General features: G+C 66.1%; 25 protein-coding genes. 14 read left to right on the forward strand and 11 right to left on the reverse strand.

Features of this window, described 5'->3' with window-relative positions:
* Positions 1-66 precede the first annotated feature (66 nt).
* From CI41S_RS01060 to CI41S_RS01070, 3 genes are all read right to left on the reverse strand, one after another.
* The gene (locus CI41S_RS01060) at positions 67-1,011 is read right to left on the reverse strand and encodes an ABC transporter substrate-binding protein (protein ID WP_139857044.1); all 945 of its coding nucleotides are present in this window, start codon (positions 1,009-1,011) and stop codon (positions 67-69) included.
* A gap of 139 nt (positions 1,012-1,150) precedes the next feature.
* Positions 1,151-1,894 carry a histidine utilization transcriptional repressor HutC gene (gene hutC / locus CI41S_RS01065; protein WP_139857045.1) on the reverse strand — a complete coding sequence of 248 codons (744 nt, stop codon included), beginning with the start codon at positions 1,892-1,894 and terminating at the stop codon, positions 1,151-1,153.
* Complete coding sequence (locus CI41S_RS01070; RefSeq protein WP_139857046.1) at positions 1,891-3,249, reverse strand: formimidoylglutamate deiminase; 1,359 nt, start codon at positions 3,247-3,249, stop codon at positions 1,891-1,893. Before CI41S_RS01070 ends, hutC begins: the two co-directional genes overlap by 4 nt.
* Before the next feature lie 84 nt (positions 3,250-3,333).
* On the opposite strand from CI41S_RS01070, the gene hutI reads away from it, so the two are divergent.
* The 3 genes from hutI to hutU are packed head-to-tail and all read left to right on the forward strand — an operon-like array spanning position 3,334 to position 7,790.
* Complete coding sequence (gene hutI / locus CI41S_RS01075) at positions 3,334-4,548, forward strand: imidazolonepropionase (RefSeq protein WP_139857047.1); 1,215 nt, start codon at positions 3,334-3,336, stop codon at positions 4,546-4,548.
* Positions 4,545-6,104, forward strand: a complete 1,560-nt coding sequence (gene hutH, locus CI41S_RS01080; RefSeq protein ID WP_139857048.1) for a histidine ammonia-lyase — start codon at positions 4,545-4,547, stop codon at positions 6,102-6,104. The genes hutI and hutH overlap by 4 nt, the downstream gene beginning before the upstream one ends.
* Positions 6,105-6,122: 18 nt before the next feature.
* Positions 6,123-7,790 carry a urocanate hydratase gene (gene hutU, locus CI41S_RS01085; protein WP_139857049.1) on the forward strand — a complete coding sequence of 556 codons (1,668 nt, stop codon included), beginning with the start codon at positions 6,123-6,125 and terminating at the stop codon, positions 7,788-7,790.
* Between the two features lie 27 nt (positions 7,791-7,817).
* Here hutU and CI41S_RS01090 read toward each other — a convergent pair whose 3' ends face one another.
* Positions 7,818-8,693 carry an SDR family NAD(P)-dependent oxidoreductase gene (locus CI41S_RS01090; protein WP_139857050.1) on the reverse strand — a complete coding sequence of 292 codons (876 nt, stop codon included), beginning with the start codon at positions 8,691-8,693 and terminating at the stop codon, positions 7,818-7,820.
* 104 nt (positions 8,694-8,797) lie between these two features.
* Between CI41S_RS01090 and CI41S_RS01095 the strand changes: the two genes are divergently transcribed.
* From CI41S_RS01095 to CI41S_RS01105, 3 genes are all read left to right on the forward strand, one after another.
* Complete coding sequence (locus CI41S_RS01095) at positions 8,798-10,021, forward strand: Rieske 2Fe-2S domain-containing protein (protein WP_139857051.1); 1,224 nt, start codon at positions 8,798-8,800, stop codon at positions 10,019-10,021.
* A 68-nt stretch (positions 10,022-10,089) separates the two neighbouring features.
* A complete protein-coding gene (locus CI41S_RS01100) occupies positions 10,090-10,446 on the forward strand; it encodes a non-heme iron oxygenase ferredoxin subunit (protein WP_139857052.1) in 357 nt (118 codons plus the stop codon).
* Positions 10,443-11,678 carry an NAD(P)/FAD-dependent oxidoreductase gene (locus tag CI41S_RS01105; protein ID WP_139857053.1) on the forward strand — a complete coding sequence of 412 codons (1,236 nt, stop codon included), beginning with the start codon at positions 10,443-10,445 and terminating at the stop codon, positions 11,676-11,678. Before CI41S_RS01100 ends, CI41S_RS01105 begins: the two co-directional genes overlap by 4 nt.
* An 8-nt stretch (positions 11,679-11,686) precedes the next feature.
* Here the strand turns inward: CI41S_RS01105 and CI41S_RS01110 are convergent, their stop codons facing one another.
* Positions 11,687-12,277 carry a MarR family winged helix-turn-helix transcriptional regulator gene (locus CI41S_RS01110; protein ID WP_139857054.1) on the reverse strand — a complete coding sequence of 197 codons (591 nt, stop codon included), beginning with the start codon at positions 12,275-12,277 and terminating at the stop codon, positions 11,687-11,689.
* Between the two features lie 218 nt (positions 12,278-12,495).
* Between CI41S_RS01110 and CI41S_RS01115 the strand changes: the two genes are divergently transcribed.
* Positions 12,496-13,680 carry an ABC transporter substrate-binding protein gene (locus CI41S_RS01115; RefSeq protein WP_139857055.1) on the forward strand — a complete coding sequence of 395 codons (1,185 nt, stop codon included), beginning with the start codon at positions 12,496-12,498 and terminating at the stop codon, positions 13,678-13,680.
* Between the two features lie 5 nt (positions 13,681-13,685).
* Here the strand turns inward: CI41S_RS01115 and CI41S_RS01120 are convergent, their stop codons facing one another.
* Entirely contained in the window at positions 13,686-14,663 is a 978-nt protein-coding gene (locus tag CI41S_RS01120; RefSeq protein ID WP_139857056.1) for a LysR family transcriptional regulator, read from the reverse strand.
* Positions 14,664-14,887: 224 nt separating this feature from the next.
* Here CI41S_RS01120 and CI41S_RS01125 point away from each other — a divergent pair, with 224 nt between their 5' ends.
* Genes CI41S_RS01125 through pcaG form a run of 5 tightly spaced genes read left to right on the forward strand, consistent with a single transcriptional unit; the run spans position 14,888 to position 18,727 of the window.
* Positions 14,888-16,105, forward strand: a complete 1,218-nt coding sequence (locus CI41S_RS01125; protein ID WP_139857057.1) for an ABC transporter substrate-binding protein — start codon at positions 14,888-14,890, stop codon at positions 16,103-16,105.
* A complete protein-coding gene (locus tag CI41S_RS01130; protein WP_244626372.1) occupies positions 16,081-16,818 on the forward strand; it encodes a nitroreductase in 738 nt (245 codons plus the stop codon). Before CI41S_RS01125 ends, CI41S_RS01130 begins: the two co-directional genes overlap by 25 nt.
* 12 nt (positions 16,819-16,830) lie before the next feature.
* The gene (locus CI41S_RS01135) at positions 16,831-17,370 is read left to right on the forward strand and encodes a 4-hydroxylaminobenzoate lyase (RefSeq protein ID WP_139857058.1); all 540 of its coding nucleotides are present in this window, start codon (positions 16,831-16,833) and stop codon (positions 17,368-17,370) included.
* Positions 17,371-17,427: 57 nt separating this feature from the next.
* Positions 17,428-18,129, forward strand: a complete 702-nt coding sequence (gene pcaH, locus CI41S_RS01140; RefSeq protein ID WP_139857059.1) for a protocatechuate 3,4-dioxygenase subunit beta — start codon at positions 17,428-17,430, stop codon at positions 18,127-18,129.
* Position 18,130: 1 nt separating this feature from the next.
* Positions 18,131-18,727 carry a protocatechuate 3,4-dioxygenase subunit alpha gene (gene pcaG, locus CI41S_RS01145; RefSeq protein ID WP_139857060.1) on the forward strand — a complete coding sequence of 199 codons (597 nt, stop codon included), beginning with the start codon at positions 18,131-18,133 and terminating at the stop codon, positions 18,725-18,727.
* 11 nt (positions 18,728-18,738) lie between these two features.
* Here the strand turns inward: pcaG and pyk are convergent, their stop codons facing one another.
* From pyk to CI41S_RS01170, 5 genes are all read right to left on the reverse strand, one after another.
* Positions 18,739-20,154, reverse strand: coding sequence for a pyruvate kinase (gene pyk, locus CI41S_RS01150; RefSeq protein WP_139857061.1), 1,416 nt, complete (start codon positions 20,152-20,154; stop codon positions 18,739-18,741).
* A gap of 3 nt (positions 20,155-20,157) precedes the next feature.
* Positions 20,158-21,453, reverse strand: a complete 1,296-nt coding sequence (locus CI41S_RS01155) for a glycerate kinase type-2 family protein (RefSeq protein WP_139857062.1) — start codon at positions 21,451-21,453, stop codon at positions 20,158-20,160.
* A 96-nt stretch (positions 21,454-21,549) separates the two neighbouring features.
* Positions 21,550-22,332, reverse strand: a complete 783-nt coding sequence (locus tag CI41S_RS01160; RefSeq protein WP_139857063.1) for a fumarylacetoacetate hydrolase family protein — start codon at positions 22,330-22,332, stop codon at positions 21,550-21,552.
* Positions 22,333-22,337: 5 nt separating this feature from the next.
* A complete protein-coding gene (locus tag CI41S_RS01165; protein WP_139857064.1) occupies positions 22,338-23,354 on the reverse strand; it encodes a 2-dehydropantoate 2-reductase in 1,017 nt (338 codons plus the stop codon).
* Between the two features lie 81 nt (positions 23,355-23,435).
* On the reverse strand, positions 23,436-23,843 hold the full coding sequence (locus CI41S_RS01170) for a CBS domain-containing protein (protein WP_139857065.1): 408 nt from the start codon (positions 23,841-23,843) through the stop codon (positions 23,436-23,438).
* 232 nt (positions 23,844-24,075) lie between these two features.
* Between CI41S_RS01170 and CI41S_RS01175 the strand changes: the two genes are divergently transcribed.
* Positions 24,076-24,927 (forward strand): IclR family transcriptional regulator, encoded by an 852-nt coding sequence (locus CI41S_RS01175; protein WP_139857066.1) that lies wholly within the window; start codon positions 24,076-24,078, stop codon positions 24,925-24,927.
* 180 nt (positions 24,928-25,107) lie between these two features.
* The gene (gene gcl, locus CI41S_RS01180; protein WP_139857067.1) at positions 25,108-26,889 is read left to right on the forward strand and encodes a glyoxylate carboligase; all 1,782 of its coding nucleotides are present in this window, start codon (positions 25,108-25,110) and stop codon (positions 26,887-26,889) included.
* The last annotated feature ends 23 nt before the right edge of the window (positions 26,890-26,912 follow it).

The following is a 26,912-nucleotide window of genomic DNA, read 5'->3' on the forward strand; positions in this document are numbered from 1 at the left end:
CCAGGCGTATTCATGCGCCGGTCCCGGCCTGCAAGGAGGCGGGACCGGCTGCAACGGAGGGCGGCGTTACTTGATGAAGCTGGCGTCGTAGATGTCGTCGATCTTCGGCGCCGCCTTGATGATGCCGACCTCGAGCAGCAGCTCCGCGGCCTCCTTGTTGAAGGTGAGGAACTCGCTGGCGAAGAATTTCTGGTTCGCGGCCTTGTCCTGCCAGCGCAGATACTTTGCCGAGTTGCCGAACTGCTCGCCGGACTGTTTTACGTCGGCGCCCATGATCTCGTAGGCCTTGGCGTGGTCCTTGGCGATCATGTCGAGCGCCTCGAAATAGCTATTGGCCAGCGCCTGGGCCGCCTTCGGATTGTCGGTCAGGAATTTTGGCGTGCAGCCGAACGTATCCATCACCATCGGATAGTCGAGCGTGGTGGCGATGATCTTGCCCTTGTCGGGCGCATTGCGCACCGTCGACAGATAAGGCTCGTAAGTCATCGCGGCATCGTTCTGGCCGGAGACGAACGCCTGCGCGGCGGCGGCCGGCTCCAGGTTCACGACGGTGACGTCCTTCACCGAAAGGCCGTTCTTCTTCAGCATCCAAGCCAGCGCGAAGTAGGGCGAGGTGCCCGGCGCCGACGCCGCCACCGTCTTGCCCTTCAAATCCTTGATCGCGGCGACGTCGTTGCGCACCGCCATGCCGTCGGCGCCAAAACTCTTGTCGAGCTGGAAGATCTGCTTGGTCGCAACGCCGTTGGCGTTCCAGGAGATCCAGGTCTCGACCGTCGTGGCGGCGCACTGGATGTCGCCCGAGGCGATCGCGAGATGGCGATCCTTTTGCGGGATCTTCTTCAGCGTCACGTCGAGGCCGTTCTTCTTGAAGATGCCGGCTTCCTTGGCGAGCGTCAGCGGCGCGAAGCCGGTCCAGCCCGAGATGCCGACGCCGACCTTGACGTCATCGGCGAACGCGGCGCTGGACGCCAGCAATGCGGCGATGACCGGAAATAGCTTGAATGAACGCATTGTCGAACCCTCTGCCAAAAGTTGGATTGAACCCTGTTGATCTCGTCACGTCAGTCGCGGCGGATTGCCGCATGAGAACATGTTTCGCGGACGATGGTCCACGCTGCATTGCATGAATTGTGCCGCACGGGACATCTTGTCAGCCTCCGGTGAAGCGCGCCACCAGGCGGTGGGTGTCGCCCGGATAATGCAGCCGCACCGCGGTCAGCGTGCGCGCGCTGCGCCAGGTGTAGCGGTCGATCACGAGGCAGGGCGCGCCGACGGCGATGTCGAGCGCCTTCGCCGTATCATCATCGGCAACGACGGCGCTGATCGTGTGTTCCGCCTCCGTCCAGGGGACGTGATGCAGCAGCCATGATCCCGGCGGTTCCTTAGCGAAATCCGCTGTAGCCGCTTCCGGCACAGTCGAGAGATCGATCAGCCGGTCCTCGACGGCGAACGGCACGTTGTCGGCGCTGTGCCGGCAGGCGATCGCGACCACCTTGCCGGCCTTGGTCACCCCGAGCCGGGCGCGGTCGGCGGCGGTGGCGGTGCGCCGCCGGCAATGCAGCAGCTGATAGCCGTAGCTGCGGCCGAGCGCGGTGATCTCGGCGCGAATGTCCGATATTTTCAGCACCGCCGACAGATGCTGCGGGCGTCGCACGAATGAGCCGGCGCGCCGCCGCCGTTCGATCAGGTCGGCTTGCGCCAACTCCGACAGCGCCTTGTTCACCGTCATGCGCGAGCAGCGATAGCGCGTCATCAATTGATGTTCGAACGGAATGCGGTGGCCCGGCGGCCATTCGCCGGTCAGAATCCGGGTCTCGATGTCGAGCCGGATTCGCTTGTAGAGCGTTGGCTTGCCGGCAGCATCAGCTTTGCCCCGTTCGGAGGTGAGGCTCATGCCACCAGCCTCCGGACGCTTGCATTGAACTGCTCGCGGGCCTTGGCGCGGAGCCTGTGCTGCCCGCCCACGACCACCTTGTCGCCGCCGGCCCAGACGCAGTCGATCGCGCTGCCGCCGGCCGCAAAGATCCAGCCGTCGATAACAGCATCGCCGCGACGCCCGGCCAACGACGGATGCGTCGTGTCGAGCGTGACGATGTCGGCGCGCGCGCCGGGCAGCAGTCCAACCGTCGCCTGCGCCAGCGCCTGCGCGCCGCCTGCGAGCGCGTGGTCGAACAGCGCGCGGCCGGTGGATGCGCCGGGTCGGCCCGAGAGCACGTTGCGCTCGCGATGCTTGAGGCGCTGGCCATATTCGAGCTGACGCAGCTCGTCGGCGACGCCGATCAAGACATTGGAGTCCGTGCCGACGCCGAACCGGCCGCCGGCGGCGAGGAACTCGCGGGCGGCAAAGATGCCGTCGCCGAGGCTTGCTTCGGTCACCGGGCAAAGGCCCGCGACTGCGCCACTGCCGGCGAGCGACGCGACCTCGCTCTCCGTCATGTGGGTCGCGTGAATCAGGCACCAGCGCTGGTCGACGGGGGCATGTGCGAGCAGCCATTCAACCGGCCGCTGCCCGGACCAGGCGAGGCAATCCTCCACCTCGCGCACCTGCTCCGCGGCGTGGACGTGGATCGGCGCTCCCCCGGCGAGCGGGATGATCGCCGCGAGCTCGTCCGGCGCCACTGCGCGCAGGCTGTGCGGCGCGATGCCGATGTTTGCGCCCGGCAAGGTTCGGATAGCGTCGCGCGAGGCCGCCATCAGCGCAGCAAATTGATCGACCGAGCAGACGAAGCGACGTTGCCCGGCATGCGGCGCTGCGCCGCCGAAGGTGCCGTGTGCATAGAAGCTCGGCAGCAGGGTGAGGGCAATGCCGGATGCCGTGGCAGCCTCGGCGATCCGCGTGGCCATCTCGGCCGGGTTGCCATAGAGCGAGCCGTCGCGATCGTGGTGCAGATAATGAAACTCGCCGACGCGGGTAAAGCCCTGCTCGAGCATCTCGACATAGAGCAGCGTAGCAACGGCGGCGACATCGTCCGGCGTCATGTTCAGCGCAAAGCGATACATCGTCTCGCGCCAGGTCCAGAACGTATCGGTGGTGTTGCCGCGCAGTTCGGCAAGCCCGGCCATGCCGCGCTGAAAGGCGTGGCTGTGCAGGCTTGCCAGTCCCGGAACCGCGAGCTGGTGGCGTTCGTCGCCGGCAGCCGGAGCCACGCCCGCGGCGACTGAAACAATCGTATCGCCGCTGAGGACAAGCTGCACGTCATTGGCCCAGCCCGAAGGCAGCAGCGCCGATGCGAAATGCAGTCGTGTCATTTTTCCATGCCGGCTGGACAGAACCGCGCCACGATTATATGTCTAGACATATAAGTCAAGCATCCCAGCCGAGGGGACGATCGCATGGCGGAACGCTTCGACCGTATCTGGCATAACGCCCGGCTCGCCACGATGCGGGCCGACCGCCCCGACCTCGGCGAGATCGAGGATGGCCTGATCGCGGCGCGCGGCGGCCGCATCGTTTATGCCGGCGCGCAGTCGGATTTTTCCGCCGATGCCGACGCCGTCGAGCGGATCGACTGCGCAGGCCGCTGGATCACGCCGGGGCTGGTCGACTGTCACACCCATCTGGTTTATGGCGGCAACCGCGCGCATGAGTTCGAGCTGCGGCTGAAGGGCGCAAGCTATGAGGAGATCGCGCGTGCCGGCGGCGGCATCGTCTCGACGGTTGCCGCAACCCGCAAGGCGAGCGAGGCCGAGCTCGTGGCCGGCGCGCTGCCGCGGTTCGATGCGCTGATCGGCGAGGGCGTCACCACGATCGAGATCAAATCCGGCTACGGCCTCGACACTGAGACCGAGATGCGGCAGCTTGCGGCCGCGCGCAGCCTGGGCGGCCAGCGGCCGGTGGCAATCCGCACCTCGTTTCTCGGCGCGCACGCGCTGCCGCCTGAAGCCGGCGGCGACAAGGATCGCTATATCGATCTCGTCTGCAAGCAGATGCTGCCCGCGGTGGCCAAGGCCGGGCTTGCCGATGCTGTCGACGCCTTCATGGAAGGCATCGCGTTTTCCGCGGAGCAGACCGCGCGCGTGTTCCAGGCGGCAACCGCGCTGGGGGTCCCCGTCAAGCTGCATGCGGATCAGCTATCGAATCTCGGCGGCGCGGCGCTTGCAGCAAAATTCTCGGCGCTGTCGGCCGATCATCTCGAGCACACCGACGAAGCCGGCGCTGTGGCGATGGCCAAAGCCGGGACCGTCGCGGTGCTGCTGCCCGGTGCGTTCTATTTTATCCGCGAGACGCAGAAGCCGCCGGTCGAGCTGTTCCGCAAGCACGGCGTGCGCATGGCGCTGGCGACCGACTGCAATCCCGGCAGCTCGCCGCTGACCTCGCTGCTGCTCGCCATGAACATGGGCGCGACGCTGTTCCGGATGACGGTCGCCGAATGCCTCACCGGGGTGACGCGCGAGGGCGCCCGCGCGCTCGGCCTGCTTGCCGAAACCGGCACGTTAGAGGCCGGCAAATGGTGCGACCTCGCGATCTGGGACATCGAGCGGCCGGCCGAGCTGGTCTACCGGATCGGCTTCAATCCGCTGCAGCGCCGGGTCTGGAGGGGCCAATGAACGATCCGGCCCCGCCGATTGTCGTGACGCCCGGCGCAGTCGGTCTCGACGATCTCGCGCGTGTGCTGGCGGGCGCTGCCATCGTGCTCGATCCGTCGTTCTGGCCGCGCGTCGAAGCGGCGGCACAGATCGTGGCAAAGGCCGCGCACGCCGCCGCGCCCGTCTACGGCATCAACACCGGCTTCGGCAAGCTGGCATCGACGCGGATCGCGCCCGATCAGACCGCGCTGCTCCAGCGCAACCTGATCCTGTCGCATTGCTGCGGGGTGGGGCCGGCAACGCCTGAGCCGATCGTGCGGCTGATGATGGCCTTGAAGATCATCTCGCTCGGGCGCGGAGCGTCCGGCGTGCGCCCCGAGGTCATCGCGCAACTACAGGACATGCTGGCGAATGGCGTATATCCGCTGGTGCCGCAGCAGGGCTCGGTCGGCGCCTCCGGCGATCTAGCGCCGCTGGCGCATATGACGGCCGTCATGATCGGCGAGGGGCAGGCGGTGCGTGACGGCACCATTGTGCCGGGCCGCGATGCGCTTACCGCCGCCGGGCTCACACCGCTGACGCTCGGGCCCAAGGAAGGGCTCGCACTGATCAACGGCACGCAATTCTCGACGGCGTACGCGATCGACGGCCTGTTGCGCGCGCAGCGTTTGGCGCGCGCCGCGCTGGTGACCGGCGCGCTGTCGGTCGATGCGGCGATGGCTTCGACCGCGCCATTTCGCCCCGAGATCCAGTCGCTGCGCGGGCATGGCGGGCAGATCGCGGCCGCGGCAACCTTGACCGCGCTGCTCGACGGCAGCGACATCAGGCAATCGCATCTCGAAGGCGATGAGCGCGTGCAGGATCCTTACTGCCTGCGCTGCCAACCGCAAGTCACAGGCGCCGCGCTCGATCTGCTCGCGCAAGCCGCGCGGACGCTGACCGTTGAGGCCAATGCGGTGACCGACAACCCGCTGGTGCTGGTCGAGACCGGCGAGATCGTCTCGGGCGGCAATTTCCACGCCGAGCCGGTGGCGTTTGCCGCCGACCAGATCGCGCTCGCGCTGTCAGAGCTTGGCGCGATCAGCGAGCGGCGGATCGCGACGCTGGTCGACCCCGCGCTGAATTTCGGCTTGCCGCCGTTCCTGACGCCCGATCCCGGCATCAATTCCGGCTTCATGATCGCCGAGGTGACGGCGGCCGCGTTGTTTGCCGAGAACAAGCAGCGCGCGCTGCCGTGCTCGATCGATTCCACGCCGACCAGCGCCAACCAGGAGGATCACGTCTCGATGGCCGCGCATGCTGCGCGCCGGCTGTCCGACATGGCGGGCAACCTCGCCGCCATCCTCGGCATCGAGCTCCTGGTTGCCGCGCAGGGCATCTCGCTGCGCGCGCCGCACACGACCAGCATGCCGCTCGCCGCGGTGATCGCCGCATTGCGCGAGCAGGTGCCGCCGCTCGCCGCGGACCGTTACATGGCCGACGATCTCGCCAGCGCGGCCGCGCTGGTGGAGGCCGACGCGCTGCCCGCCGCTGCGCTCGCGGCGCTGCCGACCGATCCGTTTCCAAAGCTAGCTTAGCCGACAGGGGCATCCATCATGAATCGCCGATTGGACAACGAACGCATCATTCGCGCCCCGCGCGGCAGCGAGATCAGCGCCAAGAGCTGGCTGACCGAGGCGCCGCTGCGCATGCTGATGAACAATCTGGATCCCGACGTCGCCGAGCGTCCGAGCGAGCTCGTGGTCTATGGCGGCATCGGCCGTGCGGCGCGCGACTGGGAGAGCTTTGACCGGATCGCGGCGTCCTTGCGCAAGCTCGAGGGCGACCAGACGCTGCTGGTGCAATCCGGCAAGCCCGTCGGCATCTTTCGCACCCATGCCGACGCGCCGCGGGTGCTGATCGCGAACTCGAACCTGGTGCCGCATTGGGCGACGCTCGATCATTTCAACGAGCTCGACCGCCGGGGCCTGATGATGTTCGGCCAGATGACGGCGGGCTCCTGGATCTACATCGGTAGCCAGGGCATCGTGCAGGGCACTTACGAGACCTTTGTCGAGGTCGGACGCCGCCACTATGGCGGCAGCCTGGCCGGCAAATGGATTCTTACCGCGGGCCTCGGCGGCATGGGCGGCGCCCAGCCGCTCGCCGCGACCATGGCCGGCGCCTCGATGCTCGCCGTCGAATGCCAGCCGAGCCGGATCGAGATGCGGCTGCGCACCGGATATCTCGACCGTCAGGCCTCAACGCTCGACGAAGCGCTCGCGATCATCGCCGAGGCGACCGGGACAAAGAAGCCTGTCTCGATCGGCTTGCTCGGCAATGCGGCCGAGATCTTTCCCGAACTGGTGCGGCGCGGCGTACGGCCGGACATCGTCACCGACCAGACCAGCGCGCACGATCCGGTCAACGGCTATCTGCCGAAGGGCTGGACGCTCGGCGAGTGGGAAGCCAAGCGCGCGGCCGATCCGAAGGCGGTCGAGCGCGCGGCCAAGACCTCGATGGTCGATCACGTCCGCGCGATGCTGGATTTTCATGCCCGGGGCATCCCGACGCTCGACTACGGCAACAACATCCGCCAGATGGCGCAGGACATGGGGCTGAAGCAGGCGTTCGATTTTCCCGGCTTTGTTCCGGCCTATATCCGGCCATTGTTTTGCCGCGGTGTCGGGCCGTTCCGCTGGGCGGCGCTGTCGGGCGATCCCGAGGACATCTTCAAGACCGACGCCAAGGTCAAGGAGCTGATGCCCAACGACAGCCATTTGCACAACTGGCTCGACATGGCCAAGGCGCGGATCAAGTTTCAGGGCCTGCCGGCGCGGATCTGCTGGGTCGGTCTCGGCGACCGCCATCGACTCGGACTTGCCTTCAACGAGATGGTGGCGCGCGGCGAGCTCAAGGCGCCGATCGTGATCGGCCGCGATCATCTCGACAGCGGCTCGGTGGCAAGCCCGAACCGCGAGACCGAGGCGATGCGCGACGGCTCGGATGCGGTGTCGGACTGGCCGCTGCTCAACGCCCTGCTCAACTGCGCAAGCGGCGCCACCTGGGTCTCGCTGCACCATGGCGGCGGCGTCGGCATCGGCTACTCGCAGCACGCCGGCATGGTGATCGTCGCCGACGGCACGCCGGAGGCGGCGCGCCGGCTCGAGCGCGTGCTGTGGAACGACCCGGCCACCGGCGTGATGCGTCACGCCGATGCGGGCTACGAGATCGCGATCGACTGCGCGCGGAGCAACGGCCTCGACCTGCCGAGCCTTAAGTAGCGGAGCGCACCAGCGCCGCTTGTTTGGTCAAGGGGCGGTGGCCGGCGCGAACACCGAGAGCGGCGCCGGATCGCGGCTCGGCGGCGGCGGCACGCGTCCGTCGATATCGGTGAAGCCGTATTCGGTCGCGAGCTCCGAGGCGAGCAGGATCTGGCCGGTCTTGGCGAGCATGTCCGGATCCGCCGCCAGCGCGGCCACCGCGCGGCCGGCGAACACCGGCGTCTCGCCGCGCTCGGCGATCAGTTTTGCGAGTGCGGGCGGCACGCGACCCGGCTGCGCCGCAAGCTTCTCGCTCTTGATATAGCCGGGCCAGATCGAAACCGCGGCGATGCCGAACGGCTTCAATTCGTGCGCCATGTCGCGCGCCATCCGGTCGACGCCCGACTTCTGCACGCCGAACGGAACGTTGAACGTATACCTGACGCCGCCGCCGGACGACGTGTTGACGATCAGGCCGCGCTTTTGCGGCAGCATCAGCGGGACGGCGAACTGGCCGGCGACGAAATGCGAGCGCAGGCCGACGCGATGCATGGTGTCCCACAGCGAGGTTGGGACCTGCCAGAACGGGACGTTGACCGGCATCACGTTGGGCGCCGCAAACACGTTGTTGACGAGAACGTCGAGGCGGCCATGGTCGCGCCGGATGCGGTCGAAGACCTCTTGCACTGAAGCATCGTCGGCGTGATCGCACAGCAGGCCGACGCCCTTGCCGCCGGCCGCGTCGATCGCAGCGATGGTCTCGTCGAGCGAGCCGGGCCATTCCGATCCGCCGCTGCTGCGTGTGCGCGCGGTGACGATCACGGTCGCGCCGGCCTCGGCGAGGCCGATCGCCACGCCCTTGCCGACGCCGCGGCTGCCTCCCGTCACCAGCGCGATGCAGTCCTTCAGGCGTTCCCCAATCATGTGCGATCTCCCATTTGGCTTCCATGGAAGATAACTTGACAATAATCTTCCTAGGAAGATAATAGGTCCAGAACGGCAGAGGCGTCAATCAGGGAGGTTTCGCGATGGTCACCAGGGAAGAGAACGAGTTGCTGTGCCGCGTCACGGGCGATGCGCCGATGGGAAAGATGCTGCGGCAGCATTATTGGTTGCCGGCGGTGCTGTCGGTGCGCGTGCGCAAGGGTGAGGCGCCGGTCCGGGTCAAGCTGTTCGGCCGCAATTTCGTGGCGTTCCGGGGCCGGGATGGCACGGTGGGATTCCTCGACGAAGCCTGCCCGCACCGCGGGGCCTCGCTGGCGCTGGCGCGGGTCGACGACTGCTCGCTGACCTGCCTGTTCCACGGCTGGAAGATCCGCACCGACGGCGCGGTGCTCGATGTCCCCAACGAGCCGAACAACCCGAAGGAATTCGCCAAGACCGTGAAGGCGAAAGCCTATCCGACGCGGGAAGGCGCAGGCCTGATCTGGGTCTGGCTCGGCGAGGGCGCGGCGCCGCCGGCGCCCGATTTCGAATGGATGGATCTGCCGCCGGAGCAGGTTTACGCGGCCGGCATCGAGCTCAACGCGAACTGGCTGCAGGGCGTCGAAGCCACCATCGATTCCTCGCACGTCGCTCTGCTGCACCAGAGCTCGACCGCGACCTCGGCGACCGATTTCGGCGCGACGCGCGTCAACACCGAGGTCGGCTATGAGTTCGAGAAGAAGCCCTATGGCTTCCGCGCCGCGGCGCTGCGCACCGCGCCGGACGGATCGTGCCTCGCGCGCGTGACAGAGTTCGTGATGCCCTATTACGGGCTGATCGCGCCGATCTATTCCGGGCCGCAGCAGGATCGCACCGCGATCATTGCGGTGCCGATCGACGACGAAAACCTGATCCAGTGGTACATCTTCTACAATCCCGAGAAACCGGTGGACTCCTGGCGCAAGGTGCAGCGCGCCAACCAGTGGCCGATGGCCGGCGGCCTGCCGGGCGATGCAGCCAACAATTGGGGACAGAACCGGCAGATCATGGATGCCGGCAACAGCACCGGCTTCCACGAAATCGTCATCGAGGATTTCGTGGTGATGGTCAGCATGGGTCCGATCGTCGACCGTTCGCAGGAATATCTCTGTTCGGCGGACCAGGCGATCGTCAGGGTGCGCCGCCAGCTGCTCGACGAAGTCCGCGGTTTCATCAACGGCAAGGCGCCGAGGAGCGGACAGAGTGAGAGCATGTCCTACAAGGACATCCGTGCGGTCGGCGGGCGGCTGGCCTCAGCGAGCGAGGATTGGCGGCAGATTCCACGCTGATCGGATCGCAAGCGCCGGGCGCGGACGTTGTGTCCGCGCCTATGTCCTCGGCTCAAGGAGAATTGCCCATGACCTGGAAGCATCTGTGCGCCGCCGCGAAGCTGGAGGAGGGGGAGCCGTTGGGCTTCAAGCTGGGCGAGCAGCGCGTCGCGCTCTACAAGGTCGGCGACGAGGTCTTTGCAACCGACGACGTCTGCTCGCACGCGTTCGCCCTGCTGTCGTCGGGGTTTCTCGAAGGCCACGTCATCGAGTGCCCGCTGCATGGAGCGATGTTCGACGTTCGCAGCGGCAAATGCCGGTCAAGCACCTATAAGGACATCACCACATTTCCGGTCGAGATCCGCGATGGCGAGGTCTATGTGCGGCTCGACGGCGGCCCCGCGCTCGAAGCAGCCGGCGGCAGCGCGGTAGATCTCAAGCCATGAGCGGCCTTGTCGTCATCGGTGCATCCTACGCCGGCATCCAGGCGGCGCTCGCGGCGCGCGATGCCGGTTATGCCGAGCCGGTGACCGTGGTCGCTGATGAGACGTCGCTGCCATATCAGCGGCCGCCGCTGTCGAAGGAATTTCTGCTTGATCAGGCCAGCGCAGAAAACCTGGTGCTGCGCGATGAGGCCTTCTTTGCGAGCAAGCGGATCGAGCTGCTGCTGGGGCACCGCGTCGTCGCAATCGATCGCCATGCAGGACGGCTGGCGCTAGCTGACGGCTCGGTGCTGGACTTCGATAGGCTGGTCATCGCCACCGGCTCGCGGGCGCGGCGGATATGTGTCAGCGGGGCAGAGCTCGACGGCGTCTGCTATCTCCGATCGATCGCAGATGCCGTCGAGCTCAAGGCGCGGCTCGGGCGAGCGAACGAGATCGTGATCATCGGCGGTGGCTTCATCGGGCTCGAGGTGGCTTCATCGGCGGTGAAGCTCGGCAAGCAGGTGACGGTGATCGAGGCCGCGCCCCGGTTGCTGGAGCGGGCGGTGTCCCCGGGGATCTCGCGCTTCCTGCTCGATGTGCACGCCCGCGCGGGCGTCACAGTTCGGCTTGGCGCAGCCATTTCCGCTATAATCGGTGACCGTGGACGCGTTGCGGCAGTCGAACTGAACAGCGGCATCCGCCTCGACGCCGATCTTGTCGTCGTCGGCATTGGCGGAATTGCAAACGATGAACTCGCGAGCGCTGCCGGGCTCACTTGCACCAATGGAATCGTGGTGGACGAGCACGGTCGAACTGCACGCGCGGACATCTATGCCGCCGGCGACTGCGCCAATCACTACAGCCGGTTTGCCGAGGGCTGGATCAGGCTGGAGTCGGTTCAGCATGCCGAGGACCAAGGCAGGGCCGCAGGCCTTGCGATCGCGGATCGCCATGAGCCTTACGACAGCGTGCGGCGGTTCTGGTCGGACCAGCATGACGTCAAGCTGCAGATCGTCGGGCACGCCGGGCGCCGTGGCCGAACGGTGATCCGTGGCTCGATCGAAGCGGGCAGGTTTTCCGTGTTCAGCTACCGGCAAGAAAGGCTGGTCGCGGTCGACAGCATCAATAATTCGGCCGATCAGATGGTGTCGCGGCGCCTGATCGCCGCGGGCATTTCGCCGACGCCGGGGCAGGTGGAAGACAGCTCGTTCGATCTCAGGTCGCTGCTGAAATCGGCCAAGGCGGTGGCGTAACGTCGCCGTTAATCTGCCGCCGCGAGCCGGCCCGACCTCTTCGCCTTTACGGTTCTGACGGCGAGCAGCTTGCGCAGGCAGCGATCGAGCATCGCGATCTCGGCCTTGGTGAGGCCGCTCGCCTCGGTGACGCCTTCAACGACCCGCGCGACCTCGGCAATGCCGCGATCGGCGGTTGCAAGACCTTTTGCCGTGAGGCGGACCAGCTCGGAGCGGCCGTCATCGCTGGCTGAGACGCGAAGCACGAAGCCACCTTCCTGCAGCCGCGCCACCCGCTTGGTCATGGCGCCCGACGTGACGAGCAGGGCGCGGAACAGGTCGGTCGGCCGCAGCTCGTATGGCTTTCCCGAGCGCCGCAGCGCCAGCAGCACATAGAGCTCGCCGGTCTGCAGGCCGACCGCCTTCGAGATCTCCTGCAGGCGCATCTCGTGAAGCTGATTGACGCGCTCCAGCCGCAGCAGGGTGCAGGCGGCGGCGAGATCGAGATCGGGACGCTGCTCCAGCCAGGCGGCCTCGATGTCGTCGTAAAGCGTACTGTCGGGCGCTGCCGGCTGCTTGATCGCAGGTTCTGCGCGGCGTGATGCGCTGCTCTTCTTCATTCCGTCCCGTCCCCTTCGCCCGGTGCCAACGGCGCCGGCATGATGCGTCGGGGCAATCTAACACTGCCGATTTCAGGTGTCGCCCCGCAAGTTTCTGGTATCTCTCCAGTTGCCGTGGCAGGCGCCGACCAAGCGGCCATTTGTCGCCCAGCGTTCGGGGTTGACAATTATCTTCCTAGGAAGAATAATCCAGGTAAGAGAACACGGGAGAGGGACGCATGCGAGGGTTTCGCGCGGTAGCTTTGTTGGCAGCTTTACTGGCTGCGTCCGGTTCGGCCATGGCGGCCGAGCCGGAACTGATCCTCGGCCAGACCATGCCCTATAGCGGCCCGGCGTCAGCGCTCAGTGCCGTCGGCAAGGTGCAGACCCGCTATTTCCAGATGATCAACGATCGCGGCGGCATCAACGGCCGCAAGATCAGGCTGATCTCGCTCGACGATGGCTATAGTCCGCCGAAGGCAGTGGAGCAGACCCGCCGGCTGATCGAGAATGACGAGGCGGTGGCGATCTTCGGCAGCATGGGGACGGCCCAGAACGCGGCGGTGCAGAAATATCTCAACAGCAAGAAGATCCCGCAACTGTTCGTCTTCGCGGCCAGCGATCGTTTTGCCGATCCGAAGACCAGCCCGTACACCATCGCGGGAATGACGCTGTTCAGCACCGAGGCCGAAATCTACGCGCGGCTGGTTGCCGAGCATACGCCCGGATCACGCGTCGCCGTGCTGTACCAGAACGACGATTACGGCCGCGAATATCTCCGCAGCTTCAAGGCCGAACTGGCGCGGCGCGACCCCAAGGCCGAGATCGTCGCCACCGCGCCCTACGAGGTGACGTCGCCGACCGTCGATTCACAGGTGGTCTCGCTGGCGAGCAGCAACGCCAACGTCTTTCTCAACGCCTCGACGGGCAAGTTCACCTCGCAGGCGATCCGCAAGGCCGGCGAGCTCGGCTGGCGTGCGCAGCAGCTGCTGCCGATCGGCAGCAATTTTGTGCCGACGATCCTGAAGCCGGCCGGGCTCGAGAACGCCAGGGGCGCGATCTCGGCGACGCCGACCAAGACGGTGGGCGACCCCGAATGGGCCAACGATCCCGCGTATCTGGAGTGGCTGGCGTTCATGAAGAAGTACTATCCGGAAGGCGACATCGAGGATCAGCTCAACTTCACCGGCTGGAACATCGCCGTGCTGATGACCAAGGTGATCGAGGCCTGCGGCGACGATGTTTCGCGGCAGAACATCATGAAGCACGCCACGGCGCTGAAGAACGTTGCGCTGCCCGGCTTGATTCCCGGCATCACGGTCAACACCAGCCCGGACGATTACCGCCTGATCACCTCGCTCCGACCGCAGCGCTTCGATGGCGAGCGCTGGGTGCCGATATCGGGGACGATGGCCGCGAGATAAAGGGCTCAGCCTCCGCGCCTGAGCTCTTCGGTGGCGCGCCGCAGCACCTCGTGCAGCCATTCATGCGACGGCTCGCCCGCGACCCGTTCGTGCCACAGCAGCCGGACCTCGACGGGTGTCGTGGTGTAGGGCAGCTCGCAGGTCGTGATCGCATGCGTCTGCTCCAGCGCGCGCGCCAGCGGCCGCGGGACGATCGCCGCCAGCTCGGACTCCACCAGCAGCGCGGGCAGGGCCAGGAAATGCGGCAGCGAGACCGCGATCCGCGGTGGCCGCTCGCTCTCGGACAGCGCCCGCTCCAGCGCCGCGCGATCATACATCTCCGAGCGCCGGGCGAGTCCACGCTCGGAGATGAAGCCCCCGATCGCGCCCTCCTGTTCGCCGCCGAACGAGACGACGACCAGCGGCAGGGTGGCGAGCTTCGCCTTATCGAGTCGGCCAAGCTTGCGCTTGCGGCCGACGATCAGCACGTCGTCATATTCGAACAGCAGCGCGGTGCGGAAGCGGCTCGGCGGCGTCGAGAACACGCCGATCGCGACATCGATGCGGCCGAGGTCGATCTGCTCGGCAAGATCGATCCGCGTCACCGGCTTGATGGTCAGGTCGATCGCCGGCGCCTCCCGGCTCAGGATCTTCAGCAGCGGCGGCGCCAGCACCATCGTCGTAAAATCGTTGGCCGCCAGCGTGAACGGCTTGGTGGAGGCCGCCGGAGAGAAGGTCGGCAATTCGACCGCCGCCTCGAGCGCGCGCAGCGCCGCTCGCACCTGCGGGGCCATGGTCAATGCGCGCGCGGTCGGCTGCATGCCGGTGGCGGTGCGGACGAACAAATCGTCGTCGAGCATCTCACGCAGCCGCGCAAGGCAGTGGCTGACCGCGGACTGGCTCAGTGCGACCTTCTGGCTCGCCCGCAGCACGCTGCGCTCCTCCATCACGGCGTCGAACACTTTCAGAAGGTTGAGGTCCAATGTCTTGAAGGAAACCGACACAATGAGAGCCCCGTCGAGGCGGATCGAACGCCCTGCAAATCGCTGCGATCACGAGCAGTTAAGGCCAGACGGACGGTGGATGCAACCGGCCGGCGAGCCGCTGCCGCCGCTCGCGATCTGAAGGCGGTTCAGGATCAGTCTGCAAGACTTTCACTTCCGTTCCGCGGCATTCCGGCGATGATTGCCGCCACCGGGTTGGGAGGAGAGAGACTATGAAAGCCTGGATGAGGTCGGCCCGAAAGGCCACCTGCAAGTCGCTTGGACTGGCGCTGACGCTGGTGGCGGCTGCGACATCGGCCGTCGCGCAGAACGGTCCCGTCAAGCTCGGGGTCCTGACCGACATGTCGTCGCTCTACGCGGACAATGGCGGCCAGGGCTCGGTCGTCGCGGCGCAGATGGCGGTGGATGATTTCAAGGGCAGGGTGCTCGGCCGCGAGATCCAAATCGTCGCGGGAGATCACCAGAACAAGGCGGACATCGGCTCCGTGATCGCGCGGCGCTGGCTGGAAAACGAGAACGTCGAGGCCATTCTCGACGTGCCGAATTCCGCGGTTGCGCTGGCGGTGCAGGGCATCACGCGCGACAAGAAGAAGCTGTTTCTCGCCACCGGGGCGGCCACCTCCCGCCTGACCGGCGACGAGTGCTCGCCGACCGGGATCCACTGGACCTACGACACCTATGCGCTGTCGCAAGGCGCGACCAAGGCGATCTCAAAGCTCGGCGCCAAGACCTGGTTTTTTCTGTCGGCCGATTATTCGCTCGGCGCCCAGCTCGAGGCCGACAGCCGCAAGGTGATCGATGCCACCGGCGGCAAGGTGGTCGGCGCGGTGAAGCATCCGATCAACACGCCGGATTTCTCGTCGTTCCTGCTGCAGGCGCAGGCCTCCAAGGCCGACGTGATCGCGCTGGCCGACGCCGGCGGCGATTTCATCAACGCGGTGAAGCAGGCCGGCGAATTCGGCGTGACGCGCGGCCAGAAGCTCGCCGGCCTGATCGTCTTCATCGCCGACATCCACAGTCTCGGGCTGCCGAGCGCGCAGGGCCTGATGCTGAGCTCGGCCTTCTACTGGGACCTCAACGACGAAACGCGCGCGTGGTCGAAGCGCTTCATCGCGAAGACCGGGAAGGTGCCCACCATGATCCATGCCGGCACCTACGGCGCGGTGATGCATTATCTGAAGGCGGTCGAGGCCGCCGGTACCCTCGATGGGCCGACCGTTGCCGACAAGATGCGCGAGCTGCCGGTCAACGATTTCATGACCCGCAACGGCAAGATCCGGCAGGACGGCCGGCTGGTGCGCGACATGTACCTGTTCCGCGTCAAGTCTCCGGAGCAGTCGAAATACCGGTTCGACTATTACGAGCTGCTGGCGACGATTCCCGGCGAGGAAGCCTTCAAGCCGATGGAGGATGGCGGATGCCCATTCTTGAAGAAGTCGTGAACGATCGCGGCGCGGAGCGCGATGTTGCACGCACGCCGATCGACGAGGTGATCGCCGGCCGCCTGTCGTGCCGTCAGTTCTCCGGCCGTCCCGTGTCGCGATCGACCATCGAGCAGATCCTGCGCGTCGCGCGGTACGCGCCGAGCGGCGCCAACATCCAGCCCTGGCACGTCTACGTGCTGGCGGGCGCGGCCAAGACCGAGGTGTCCGCTGCCCTGCTGCAGGCGTATGAGCGGGAGGCGAGCGAGCACGTTTCCGAGTATCAATACTACGCCAGCGACTTCCCCGAGCCGTATCTTGGCCGCCGCCAGGAGTTCGGGCGGTTGTTCTATGGCTCGCTCGGGATTGCGCAAAGCGACGCTGCGGCGCGGAGCAGGCAGACCGCGAAGAACTTTGCGTTCTTCGATGCGCCGCTCGGATTGATCGTCACCATCGATCGCCGGCTGGCGGTGGGAAGCTGGCTCGATCTCGGCATGTTCATCCAGACCGTGATGCTGGCGGCGGTGGGCCGCGGCTTGCAATCCTGTCCGCAGGAGACGCTCGCCAAGTATCACCGCGTCCTGCGTCCGATGCTGTCGATCCCCGCGGAGCAGATGGTGGCCTGCGGCATCTCGATGGGGCACCCCAGTGAGCCGGGGCGAGAGCGCTTGATGCCGCGCGCAGATGTGGAGGAATTCGCGTCCTTCAAGGGTTTCGAAGATCAGGCCGGATAATAGGAGAAAACCATGGGAAGCCGGGAACAGCTTATCGAGCGCAGCATTCCGTTTCTGCGCGAAGTCAAGGACATGACGCCGGGCGCGACGATGGAGCGATGGCTCAACGAGACGTACGGAGAGAATAGTGCGCTCTATCAGGATCTCGCGCGCCTCATCAAGGCCGGGGTCGAGGAAGGCTGGGCAGCGAACCAGGAGGTCGAGGGCCCGAACTATCGGCGCAGCCGTATCCTCGAGCCGACCGCGGAGACATTCCAGTTCAGCATCACCGCGGTTTACATGAACAGCGCCGATCCGCGCCGCTTCAAGGACGAGGACGATCACGACGTGCTGCGCGGGCAGTATCACGGCCATCCCTATGGCGAGCTCAATCTCGTCGTTCCCCTCGATGCGGGCGCCGAGTTGAAGGGACTGCAGGGATGGCAGGGCCCGGGCTGGACCGCGCCGGATCCCGGCAGCCGGCACTATCCCGAGGTCAGGGGCGGCGCGGTGATTGCCCTGTTCTATCTGCCGGCCGGACGCATCTCGTACGACTTCAAGGCGCCGAACTGACGCGCAAGCACAGCCCGGTGATGCGGCCGGCGTCACCGGACCGGCGGGAGAAGGCACATGACATTGATCTATCCGCTCGCTTCGACCGGCGTGCACCCCGCGCGTCTGTCTCCCGCGTACCGGAGCGCGCTAAAGCGTTCGCCCTCGAGGCCGCTGATCCCGATCCGCCACACGCTCTCCGAACTCACCGGACCGGTCTATGGTCATGAGACCGTGCGCGAGCACGACAACGACCTCACCATCCAGGCCAAGGGCGAGCCGCTCGGCGAGCGCATCATCGTGCACGGCCACGTCCTCGACGAGGACGGCCGCGGCGTGCCGAACACGCTGGTCGAGCTGTGGCAGGCCAATGCCTGCGGCCGCTACGTCCATGTCGTCGACCAGCATCCGGCGCCGCTCGATCCCAACTTTACCGGCGCCGGCCGCACCCAGAGCGATGCCAGCGGCTACTACAAGTTCATCACCATCAAGCCCGGCGCCTACCCGTGGGGCAATCACCACAACGCCTGGCGGCCCGCGCACATCCACTTCTCGGTGTTCGGCCATTCCTTCGTGTCGCGCCTGGTGACGCAGATGTATTTCCCCGGCGACCCGCTGTTTCCGTTCGACCCGATCTTCAACTCGGTGACCGACGAGAAGGCGCGGATGCGGATGGTGTCGTCGTTCGATCTCGAGAACACCAAGCCGGAATGGGCGCTGTGCTACCGCTTCGATATCGTGCTGCGCGGGCGTAGCGCCACGCCGATGGAGACCAAGTAACGTGTCGAACCAGCGTCCTGATGGAGTGACCCCATCGCAAACCGTCGGTCCCTATTTCAAATACGGCCTGACCCCGAACGGCGAATACGAGTGGAACGACGCCTTCACCAACAATTTGCTGACGCCTGACGTCTCCGGCGAGCGCATCCGCGTCGAGGGCAAGGTTTTTGACGGCGACGGCGCGGCGGTCGTGGACTGCATGCTGGAGATCTGGCAGGCCGACGCCCAGGGCCGCTTCTCCGATCCGCAGGACACGCGCGCGCTGCCGAATTCGTCGTTCAAGGGCTTTGGCCGCTGCGGCACCGACAAGACCGGCGGCTACGCGTTCGACACCATCAAGCCGGGCTCGGTGCCCGACCCCGACGGCAAGCCGCAGGCCCCGCACATCCTGCTCGCGGTGTTCGCGCGCGGCATGCTGCTGCATCTCTACACCCGGATCTATTTCGACGACGAAGCCGGCAATGCCGGCGATCCGGTGCTGGCGCAGGTGCCGGCCGATCGCCGCGCGACACTGATCGCCACGCGCCAGACGGGCAACGTCTACACCTTCGATGTCCATTTGCAGGGCGACCGCGAGACGGTGTTCTTCGACGTCTAGTCGTGCGCGCCTCAGGGCAGCGAAATGACGCGGAGGTTGTTCGTCGTTCCTGCCTGCGCAAAGGGAATGCCGGCGACGACCACCAAGAGATCGCGGCTCGACGCGAATTCTTCCTCCAGCGCGAACGCAGTCGCGCGCTCGACCATCTCCTCATAGCTGCGGACGTCGTCGGACAGCACGCTATGCGCGCCCCAGAGCAGACACAGGCGGCGGGAGACCTCCCGGCTCGGCGTGATGGCGAGGATCGGTAGGCTCGGCCGCTTGCGCGCGACGCGGGCCGCAGTCGTTCCACTTGACGTGTAGGCCACGATGGCGGCCGCGTGGATCACGGAGGCGAGATCGGCCGCGGCCGTCGCCACGGCATGCGGCGCGGTCTGCTCCTCGTTAGGCTGGGTCGCGGCAATGATCGAGCGATACATCTTGTGGTGCTCGATACTGCGGATGATGCGATCCATCATCTCGACCGCCTCGCGCGGGTAGCGGCCTGCCGCCGATTCCGCCGACAGCATCACTGCATCTGCGCCGTCATAGATCGCGGTCGCGACGTCGGAGGTTTCCGCGCGCGTCGGCGTCGGGGCGCTGATCATGGAATCGAGCATTTGCGTCGCGACGATCACCGGCTTCACGGCGAGCCGGCAGGCTCGCACCAGCTCCTTCTGGCGGCCGGGCACGTCCTCATGCGGAATTTCGACGCCAAGATCGCCGCGCGCCACCATGATCGCGTCGGACAACTGGATGATATCGTCGATCCGCTCCAGCGCCGCGGGTTTCTCGATCTTGGTCATCAGGCCGGCGCGATCGCCGATCAGGCCGCGCGCCTCGATGACGTCGGACGGCTTCTGCACAAAGGACAGCGCGACCCAGTCGACGCCGAGCCTCAACCCGAACTCCAGATCGGAGCGGTCCTTGGCGGTGAGCGGCGAAACATCGAGGACCGTCCCCGGCAGGTTGACGCCTTTGTGGTTGGAGATCACGCCGCCGACGATCACCTTGGCCTCGATGAAATCGCTGCCGAGACTACTGACCCGAACGCGGATCCTGCCGTCATCGATCAGAAGATCGTGGCCGGGCGCCACCGCCGCAAAGATCTCCGGGTGTGGGAGCGGGATCGCCGAGCGATCGCCATCCGATCCGGACAGCACGAACCGGATCGTCTCGCCGGCTTCGACGGTCAGTTTGCCATCGCGCACCGTGCCGACGCGGATCTTCGGGCCCTGCAGATCCATCAGGATGCCGATCGGACGGCCGACCTCTTGTTCGAGCGCGCGGATCGCGGCATGAACCTCGGCGTGATGGCTCTGGGTTCCGTGACTGAAGTTGAGACGGAAAGTATCGACGCCGGCCAGCAGCAGCGCTTTCAGCATCTCGGGTGAATCGCTGGCGGGGCCAACGGTTGCAACGATCTTGGCTCGTCGATGACGACGCATGGATCACCTCGTTCTTGGCTTGCCGTCTGCGATCAGCACGGCACGAATATCGTTGACATTCGTGAGCGTCGGCCCGGTGCGCACGAGGTCTCCAAGGCGATCGAAGAACGTGTAGCTGTCATGGGCCGCCAGAAATGCGCGCGCGTCGAGGCCTTCTGCGGCGGCGCGCTGCAGCGTATCCGGACCAATCAATGCACCAGCGGCATCTTCTGTTCCGTCGATGCCGTCGCTGTCGCCCGCAATGGCCCAGATATCAGGTGTGCGTGACAGGGCGACGGCGAGGGCGAGCAGGAACTCGGTGTTGCGGCCGCCGCGGCCGGCCGGTCCCCGGCCGATCGTCACCGTCGTCTCGCCGCCGGAGAGCAGGACCGCAGGGGCAGGGCCCGGCTGTGCCTGCGTCGCGACCGAGCGAGCGATCCCGGCCATCACAGTTCCGAGCTCGCGGGCTTCGCCTTCGAGCGCGTCCCCGAGGATGATCGGCGTGAGACCGGCGTCCCGGGCCGCACGGGCTGCGGCGTCAAGCGCAAGCGACGGGGCGGCGAGTAGGCGGACATCGGCATCGATCTCGCCGGGTTTTGGCGTCTCGTCGGCCTCGGTGAGGACCCGCCGCGCCGCCTCCGGCAGCTCGATCGCAAACCGCCGGACGATCTCTTGCGCATCGGCCTTTGTGCTCGGATCCGGCAGCGTCGGACCGGAGGCGATGGCCGTGGGATCATCGCCGGGAACGTCAGAAATCACCAGGGTCGCGAGCCGCGCGGGACGGGCGGCCAGCGCCAGCCGTCCGCCCTTGATCGCCGACAGGTGCTTGCGGACGACGTTCATCTCGGCGATCGTCGCGCCGCTCGCCAGCAATGCCCGGTTCACCGCCTGCTTGTCGGCAAGCGTCATCGGCGGCGCGGGAAGGGTCATCAGCGCGGAGCCGCCGCCGGAGATCAGCGCGATGACGAGATCGTCGGCCGCAAGTCCCTCAACCGCGCGCAGCATGCGAACCGCCGCGGCTTCGCTGGTCTCGTCCGGCACCGGATGCGAGGCCTCCAGCACCTCGATCCGGCCCGCCGGAACCGAATGGCCATGGCGCGTCACGATGACGCCTGACAGATCGACGTCAGGCCAGGCCGCGTCGAGACCCGCGGCCATCGCCGCCGATGCCTTGCCGGCGCCGACGACGATGCATCGGCCCTTCGGCTTCGCCGGCAAGGCGCCGGCGATCGTGAGTTTTGGATCGGCGCTGGCAATTGCGGCATCGAAGATTTGCCGCAGGGCAGTGCGCGCGCGCAGGTCAGTCCATTTTGCGTTCAATCGCCGCACTCCGGCCAGATGTTGACTATGTATGGCGTCGAAAGCGGCGGCAGTCCAGATGGTGAGGGCTATTATTCAATCTGCTGCTGGCGACCCCTATTGGCGAAACTCGTTGGTCAGCTCACCGATGCCGTCGATGGCGATGGTGACCGTGTTGACGGGCTCCTTCATCACGCCGACGCCGATCGACGTGCCGCAACAAATCAGGTCGCCAGGCAGCAGCGTCATGTCGTGCGAGATCTTGCTGACCAGCCCCTGCGCGCTGACGATCATGTCCGCGATCGGGTAATTCTGCCGCTCGACGCCGTTGAGGATGGTGCGCACCACCAGGCTTGCCGGGTCGAGGCCGGAGGCCACGACCGGTCCAAACGGACCGTAACCATCAAATCCCTTGGCCCGCGCCCATTGCGCGAAGGTCGGGTCGCGATTGAGGATATCGGCGGCCGTGATGTCGTTGGTGCAGGTATAGCCGAAGATGTAATCATCGGCGTCTTCAGGCGCGATCGCGGTGCAGGTCTTGCCGATGACGATGCCAAGCTCGCCCTCATAGGTCGTCTTGCCCTCGTAGCTCGAGGGACGGGTGACGACGGCGCCGGGCGCGGTGACGCTGGTCGGCGCTTTCAAGAGGTACAACGGCTCGGGCGGCTCCGGCGATTTCAGCTTGGCCGCCAGCGCGTGAAAATTATTCCACAGCGCGATGATCTTGGACGGCTCGGTCGGGGCGAGCAGCTCGACGTCGTCGAGCGCCAGCGTCGCGCTCGTGGGCCGCGTCTCGCCGAACATATCGCCGGTGTGCACGGCGATGCCGGATGAGGTGAGTTGTCCGAAGCCGACCTTTTCGTTGTGGCGGAAGCGGACCCAGCGTTTGATCTCGGTCATTCTGGTCACGCCACCGCCAGCGATTTCGCATCGGCGACCGCGGCCCCGTCGTAGAGGCCCGCGATCCTGCTGCGTTGCGCGACCAGCGCCAGCACCGCATCGAGCGCCGGTGTTGCGATCCCGGTCATCCGGCCCATCTCCTGGACCACGGTGATCAAGGGATCGATCTCGACCGGACGTCCGCGCTCGAGATCCTGCAGCATCGAGGTCTTGTGCGCGCCGACCTTGCGGGCGCCTTCGATGCGGCGCTCGACATCGACGCGGAATTTGACGCCGAGACTTTCCGCGATCGCCTGCGACTCCAGCATGATCGCCTTGGAGAGCGCGCGCGTGGCGGGATCGGTGCAGATCACGTCGAGGGTCGCATGGGTCAGGGCGCTGATCGGGTTGAAGCAGACATTTCCCCAGAGCTTGAGCCAGATCTCGTCGCGGATGCGCTCGAGAACCGGCGCCTTCATGCCCGCCGCCGTGAACAGCTCGGAGAGGCTGGTGACGTCGGACGTGATCTCGCCCGAGGGCTCGCCGAGCGGGAAATTGTTGCCGTAGACGTGGCGGATCACGCCGGGCGCCTCGATCTCGGTCGCCGGATAGACCACGCAGCCGATGGCGCGCTCCGGGCCAAGCTCGCGCCACTGCCGGCCGCCGCGATCGATGCTCTCGAGCGTCGAGCCTTCGAGCCGGCCGCCGTGCTTGTAGAAATACCAGTAGGGAATTCCGTTGACCGCGGTGACGATGCGGGTCCGCGGTCCCAGCAGGGGCTGCATCTGTTCGATCACGCCGGTGATCGAATGCGCCTTCAGCGAGATGATGATGAAATCCTGCTCGCCCAGCTCGCGCGGATCGTCGGTGCAGCGCGGATGCACCACGCGTTCCTCATCGCCGATCAGGAGCTTCAGCCCGTTCTGCCGCATCGCGGCGAGATGGGCGCCGCGCGCAATCAGGCTGACGTCGGCGCCAGCGCGCATGAACTCGACACCGAGATAACCGCCGATCGCGCCGGCGCCGTAGATGCAGATCCTCATGAAACCCCCACGAGCAGAGTGAAGACAGACGAGCCGCGCCGGCCCGAACGATTTGTGTGGTCGTGATCGAGACGAAACTTCCTAGGCCGCCTGCACCGCACCGGCCTGATCGCTGGCAAAGGCGATATCCCGCTTGCTGACAACGCCGACAAGCCGGCCATTGTCGATGACGGGGACGTGGCGGATTTGATGACAGATCATGAGGCGCTCGACATAGGCGAGCCGGTCCTGCGACCTGCAGGACACCAGCGGCCGCGCCGAGATGAATTGCGAAACTTTCGAGGAGAGGCCGCTCGCGCCGCGCTCCGCGATCGCGGCGACAACGTCGCGCTCCGAAAACATCCCGATCACCGCCTCCGCGGCATTCCTGACGACAAGTGCGCCGACATTGCTGGCGCGCATCAGGCCGGCCGCGACGCCGACGGTCTCGTTCCAGGCGATCGCCACCGTGCGCGGGCTCTTGCTGCGCAGGATATCTGCGACGTGCATGGCAGGTCCTCCCGATTGCTATCGTGCCGACGCAGATCGTGGTATACATTATCCCAGTTGTCAAACGGTAATTTGCGAGAGAAAACTGATGAAAATGGCACGAATACTTACCTATCCGGGACAGTAGACGGCTTGACATAGACATCAATTGGTATGCCAAATGCCAATTGAAACCGTAGCTTGCGCTCGGTACCGCGGCGTCAGAAACGCGAAACGGATAAGGCAGGTCGTCATGAAAAAAGAACTGGCCCGGCCCAAGCCCACCGATCCCGCCTGTCGCGACCAGCCGGGCCAGGACTCGCGCGATGGCGGCGTGCAATCCGTCGATCGCGCGCTGCATATCATCGAAACACTTGCCGAAGATGACGAAGGCTACCGGCTCACCGATCTTGCGATCCGCACCGGCCTGTCGCCGTCGACCGTTCACCGCCTGCTGACGACGCTGGAGAACCGCCGCTTCGTGCAGTTCGATCGCGAGGAATCGAAATGGCACATCGGCGCTCAGAGCTTCGTGGTCGGCTCGACTTTCACGCGCCGGCGCAATTGCGCCGCGCAGGCGCTGCCCTATTTGCGCAAGCTGCGCGACCTGACCCGAGAGACCGCCAACCTTGCCGTGGTCGACGATGAGTCGATCATCGTCGTCTCCCGGATCGAAAGCCGGGAGATCATGCGTTCGCTGACCAAGGTCGGCGGACGCGTCGCGATGATCGCCTCGGGCCTCGGCAAGGCGGTGCTGGCCGCTTACTCCGACGCCGATGTCAACGCGATCATCCGCCGCCGCGGCATGCCGCGCCTGACCGAAAAGTCGATCGTGCGGCCCGGCGAACTGTTCAAGGAACTGGAGACGGTGCGGCGCCAGGGCTTTGCGCTGGATGACGAGGAGGCGCGGCGCGGCCTGCGCTGCGTGGCCTCGGTCGTCTTCAACGATTGCAGCGAGCCGTTTGCCGCGATTTCGGTGTCGGGCATGGCGGACCGGCTGACCGATGAACGCCTGCCGGAAATCGGCGCCATCGTGCACCAGGTCGCCGCCGAGTTCACGGCCGAACTGCGCGGAAACCGGCACGCACTGCCGGAACAGGCGTGACGGCCGCCGCTTCCGACGCATCCGATTTTCCATCGCTTCGCCGGCGCTAATCATTTGAAGACGCGCAAAAAATCTCGAGCGTTGCCACAGGGCGGAAAATCCAATCGCCGGCGTTGAGATCGACGCGCGCGAGTTTGATGATCCTCTTCGAGCCAACTCGTAACGAAGCGGGGTCATCAAATGAAGATGCGAGCAGTCGATGCAGCGGTACGCATTCTCGAGCGCGAAGGGATCAGCTGCGCCTTCGGCGTTCCCGGCGCTGCGATCAACCCGCTTTACTCTGCGCTGAAGAAGCGCGGCTCGATCCGCCACATTCTGGCGCGGCATGTCGAGGGCGCCTCGCATATGGCGGAAGGCTATACCCGGGCGAAGGCCGGCAATATCGGCGTGTGCATCGGCACCTCGGGACCGGCCGGCACCGACATGATCACCGGGCTCTATTCGGCGATCGCCGATTCGATCCCGATCCTCTGCATCACCGGGCAGGCGCCGCGGGCGCGGCTCTACAAGGAAGACTTCCAGGCCGTCGATATCGAGTCGATCGCCAAGCCGGTGACCAAATGGGCGGTCACGGTGCGCGAGCCGGCGCTGGTGCCGCGCGTGTTCAGCCAGGCCTTTCACATCATGCGGTCGGGGCGGCCCGGACCGGTGCTGATCGATCTTCCGCTCGACGTGCAGCTCGCCGAAATCGAGTTCGATGACGAGGTCTATTCGTCGCTGCCGGTCTACAAGCCGACCGCGACCCGCAAGCAGATCGAGAAGGCGCTCGAGATGCTCAACGCCGCGGAGCGGCCGCTGATCGTCGCCGGCGGCGGCGTGATCAACGCCGATGCGTCGGACCTGCTGGTCGCCTTCGCGGAGGCGGTCAACGTTCCCGTGGTCCCGACGCTGATGGGCTGGGGCGTCATCCCCGACGATCACCCGCTGATGGCGGGCATGGCCGGCCTGCAGACCAGCCACCGCTATGCCAACGCGACGCTGCTGCAATCCGACTTCGTGCTCGGCATCGGCAACCGCTGGGCCAACCGGCACACCGGCTCGATCGAGACCTACACCAAGGGCCGCAAGTTCGTCCATGTCGACATCGAGCCGACCCAGATCGGCCGCGTGTTCAATCCCGATCTCGGCATCGCGTCGGACGCCAAGGCCGCGCTGGAATTGTTCGTCAGCGTCGCCAAGGAGTGGCGCAAGACCGGCAAGCTGCGCGACCGTCAGGCCTGGCCGGCCTCCTGCCGCGACCGCAAGCGCTCGATGCTGCGCAAGAGTCATTTCGACAACATCCCGATCAAGCCGCAGCGGGTCTACGAGGAGATGAACAAGGCGTTCGGCCGCGACACCTGCTACGTGACCGTGATCGGATTGTCGCAGATCGCCGGCGCGCAATTCCTCAGCGTCCATCGTCCGCGCAACTGGATCAACGCGGGGCAGGCCGGGCCGCTCGGCTGGACACTGCCGGCCGCGCTCGGCGTGCGCGCCGCCGATCCGGACCGCGAGATCGTCGCGCTGTCCGGCGACTATGATTTCCAGTTCCTGATCGAGGAGCTCGCGGTCGGGGCGCAGTTCAATCTGCCCTACATCCATGTCGTCGTGAACAATTCCTATCTCGGGCTGATCCGGCAGGCGCAGCGCGGTTTTGAGATGGACTACCAGGTCCAGCTGTCGTTCGAGAACATCAACGCGCCGGAGCTCGGCGCCTACGGCGTCGACCATGTCGCCGTCGCCGAGGGGTTGGGCTGCAAGGCGATCCGGGTGACCGATCCGAACGACGCCCAGGCGGCGTTCGCCACCGCGCGCGAGCTGATGGCCAAGCATCGCGTCCCCGTGGTGGTGGAGTTCATCCTCGAGCGCGTCACCAACATCGCGATGGGAACCGAGATCGACAACATCGTCGAGTTCGAGGAGGTGCTGGATCTTCCGCTGGATGACGTCCCGAGCACACGCGGCACGCTGCTGCCGGCCTAAGCCCTCCTTCAACGCTGCCTCAA

Origin of the sequence: Bradyrhizobium ivorense, from assembly GCF_900696085.1 — a bacterium.
GTDB classification, from domain to species: Bacteria; Pseudomonadota; Alphaproteobacteria; order Rhizobiales; family Xanthobacteraceae; genus Bradyrhizobium; species Bradyrhizobium ivorense.

Bases quoted from the DNA above. Each gene is read 5' to 3' on its own strand.
- CI41S_RS01060 (WP_139857044.1), bottom strand. From the start codon at position 1,011: ATGCGTTCATTCAAGCTATTTCCGGTCATCGCCGCATTGCTGGCGTCC.
- hutC (WP_139857045.1), bottom strand. From the start codon at position 1,894: ATGAGCCTCACCTCCGAACGGGGCAAAGCTGATGCTGCCGGCAAGCCA.
- CI41S_RS01070 (WP_139857046.1), bottom strand. From the start codon at position 3,249: ATGACACGACTGCATTTCGCATCGGCGCTGCTGCCTTCGGGCTGGGCC.
- hutI (WP_139857047.1), top strand. From the start codon at position 3,334: ATGGCGGAACGCTTCGACCGTATCTGGCATAACGCCCGGCTCGCCACG.
- hutH (WP_139857048.1), top strand. From the start codon at position 4,545: ATGAACGATCCGGCCCCGCCGATTGTCGTGACGCCCGGCGCAGTCGGT.
- hutU (WP_139857049.1), top strand. From the start codon at position 6,123: ATGAATCGCCGATTGGACAACGAACGCATCATTCGCGCCCCGCGCGGC.
- CI41S_RS01090 (WP_139857050.1), bottom strand. From the start codon at position 8,693: ATGATTGGGGAACGCCTGAAGGACTGCATCGCGCTGGTGACGGGAGGC.
- CI41S_RS01095 (WP_139857051.1), top strand. From the start codon at position 8,798: ATGGTCACCAGGGAAGAGAACGAGTTGCTGTGCCGCGTCACGGGCGAT.
- CI41S_RS01100 (WP_139857052.1), top strand. From the start codon at position 10,090: ATGACCTGGAAGCATCTGTGCGCCGCCGCGAAGCTGGAGGAGGGGGAG.
- CI41S_RS01105 (WP_139857053.1), top strand. From the start codon at position 10,443: ATGAGCGGCCTTGTCGTCATCGGTGCATCCTACGCCGGCATCCAGGCG.
- CI41S_RS01110 (WP_139857054.1), bottom strand. From the start codon at position 12,277: ATGAAGAAGAGCAGCGCATCACGCCGCGCAGAACCTGCGATCAAGCAG.
- CI41S_RS01115 (WP_139857055.1), top strand. From the start codon at position 12,496: ATGCGAGGGTTTCGCGCGGTAGCTTTGTTGGCAGCTTTACTGGCTGCG.
- CI41S_RS01125 (WP_139857057.1), top strand. From the start codon at position 14,888: ATGAGGTCGGCCCGAAAGGCCACCTGCAAGTCGCTTGGACTGGCGCTG.
- CI41S_RS01130 (WP_244626372.1), top strand. From the start codon at position 16,081: ATGCCCATTCTTGAAGAAGTCGTGAACGATCGCGGCGCGGAGCGCGAT.
- CI41S_RS01135 (WP_139857058.1), top strand. From the start codon at position 16,831: ATGGGAAGCCGGGAACAGCTTATCGAGCGCAGCATTCCGTTTCTGCGC.
- pcaH (WP_139857059.1), top strand. From the start codon at position 17,428: ATGACATTGATCTATCCGCTCGCTTCGACCGGCGTGCACCCCGCGCGT.
- pyk (WP_139857061.1), bottom strand. From the start codon at position 20,154: ATGCGTCGTCATCGACGAGCCAAGATCGTTGCAACCGTTGGCCCCGCC.
- CI41S_RS01160 (WP_139857063.1), bottom strand. From the start codon at position 22,332: ATGACCGAGATCAAACGCTGGGTCCGCTTCCGCCACAACGAAAAGGTC.
- CI41S_RS01165 (WP_139857064.1), bottom strand. From the start codon at position 23,354: ATGAGGATCTGCATCTACGGCGCCGGCGCGATCGGCGGTTATCTCGGT.
- CI41S_RS01170 (WP_139857065.1), bottom strand. From the start codon at position 23,843: ATGCACGTCGCAGATATCCTGCGCAGCAAGAGCCCGCGCACGGTGGCG.
- CI41S_RS01175 (WP_139857066.1), top strand. From the start codon at position 24,076: ATGAAAAAAGAACTGGCCCGGCCCAAGCCCACCGATCCCGCCTGTCGC.
- gcl (WP_139857067.1), top strand. From the start codon at position 25,108: ATGAAGATGCGAGCAGTCGATGCAGCGGTACGCATTCTCGAGCGCGAA.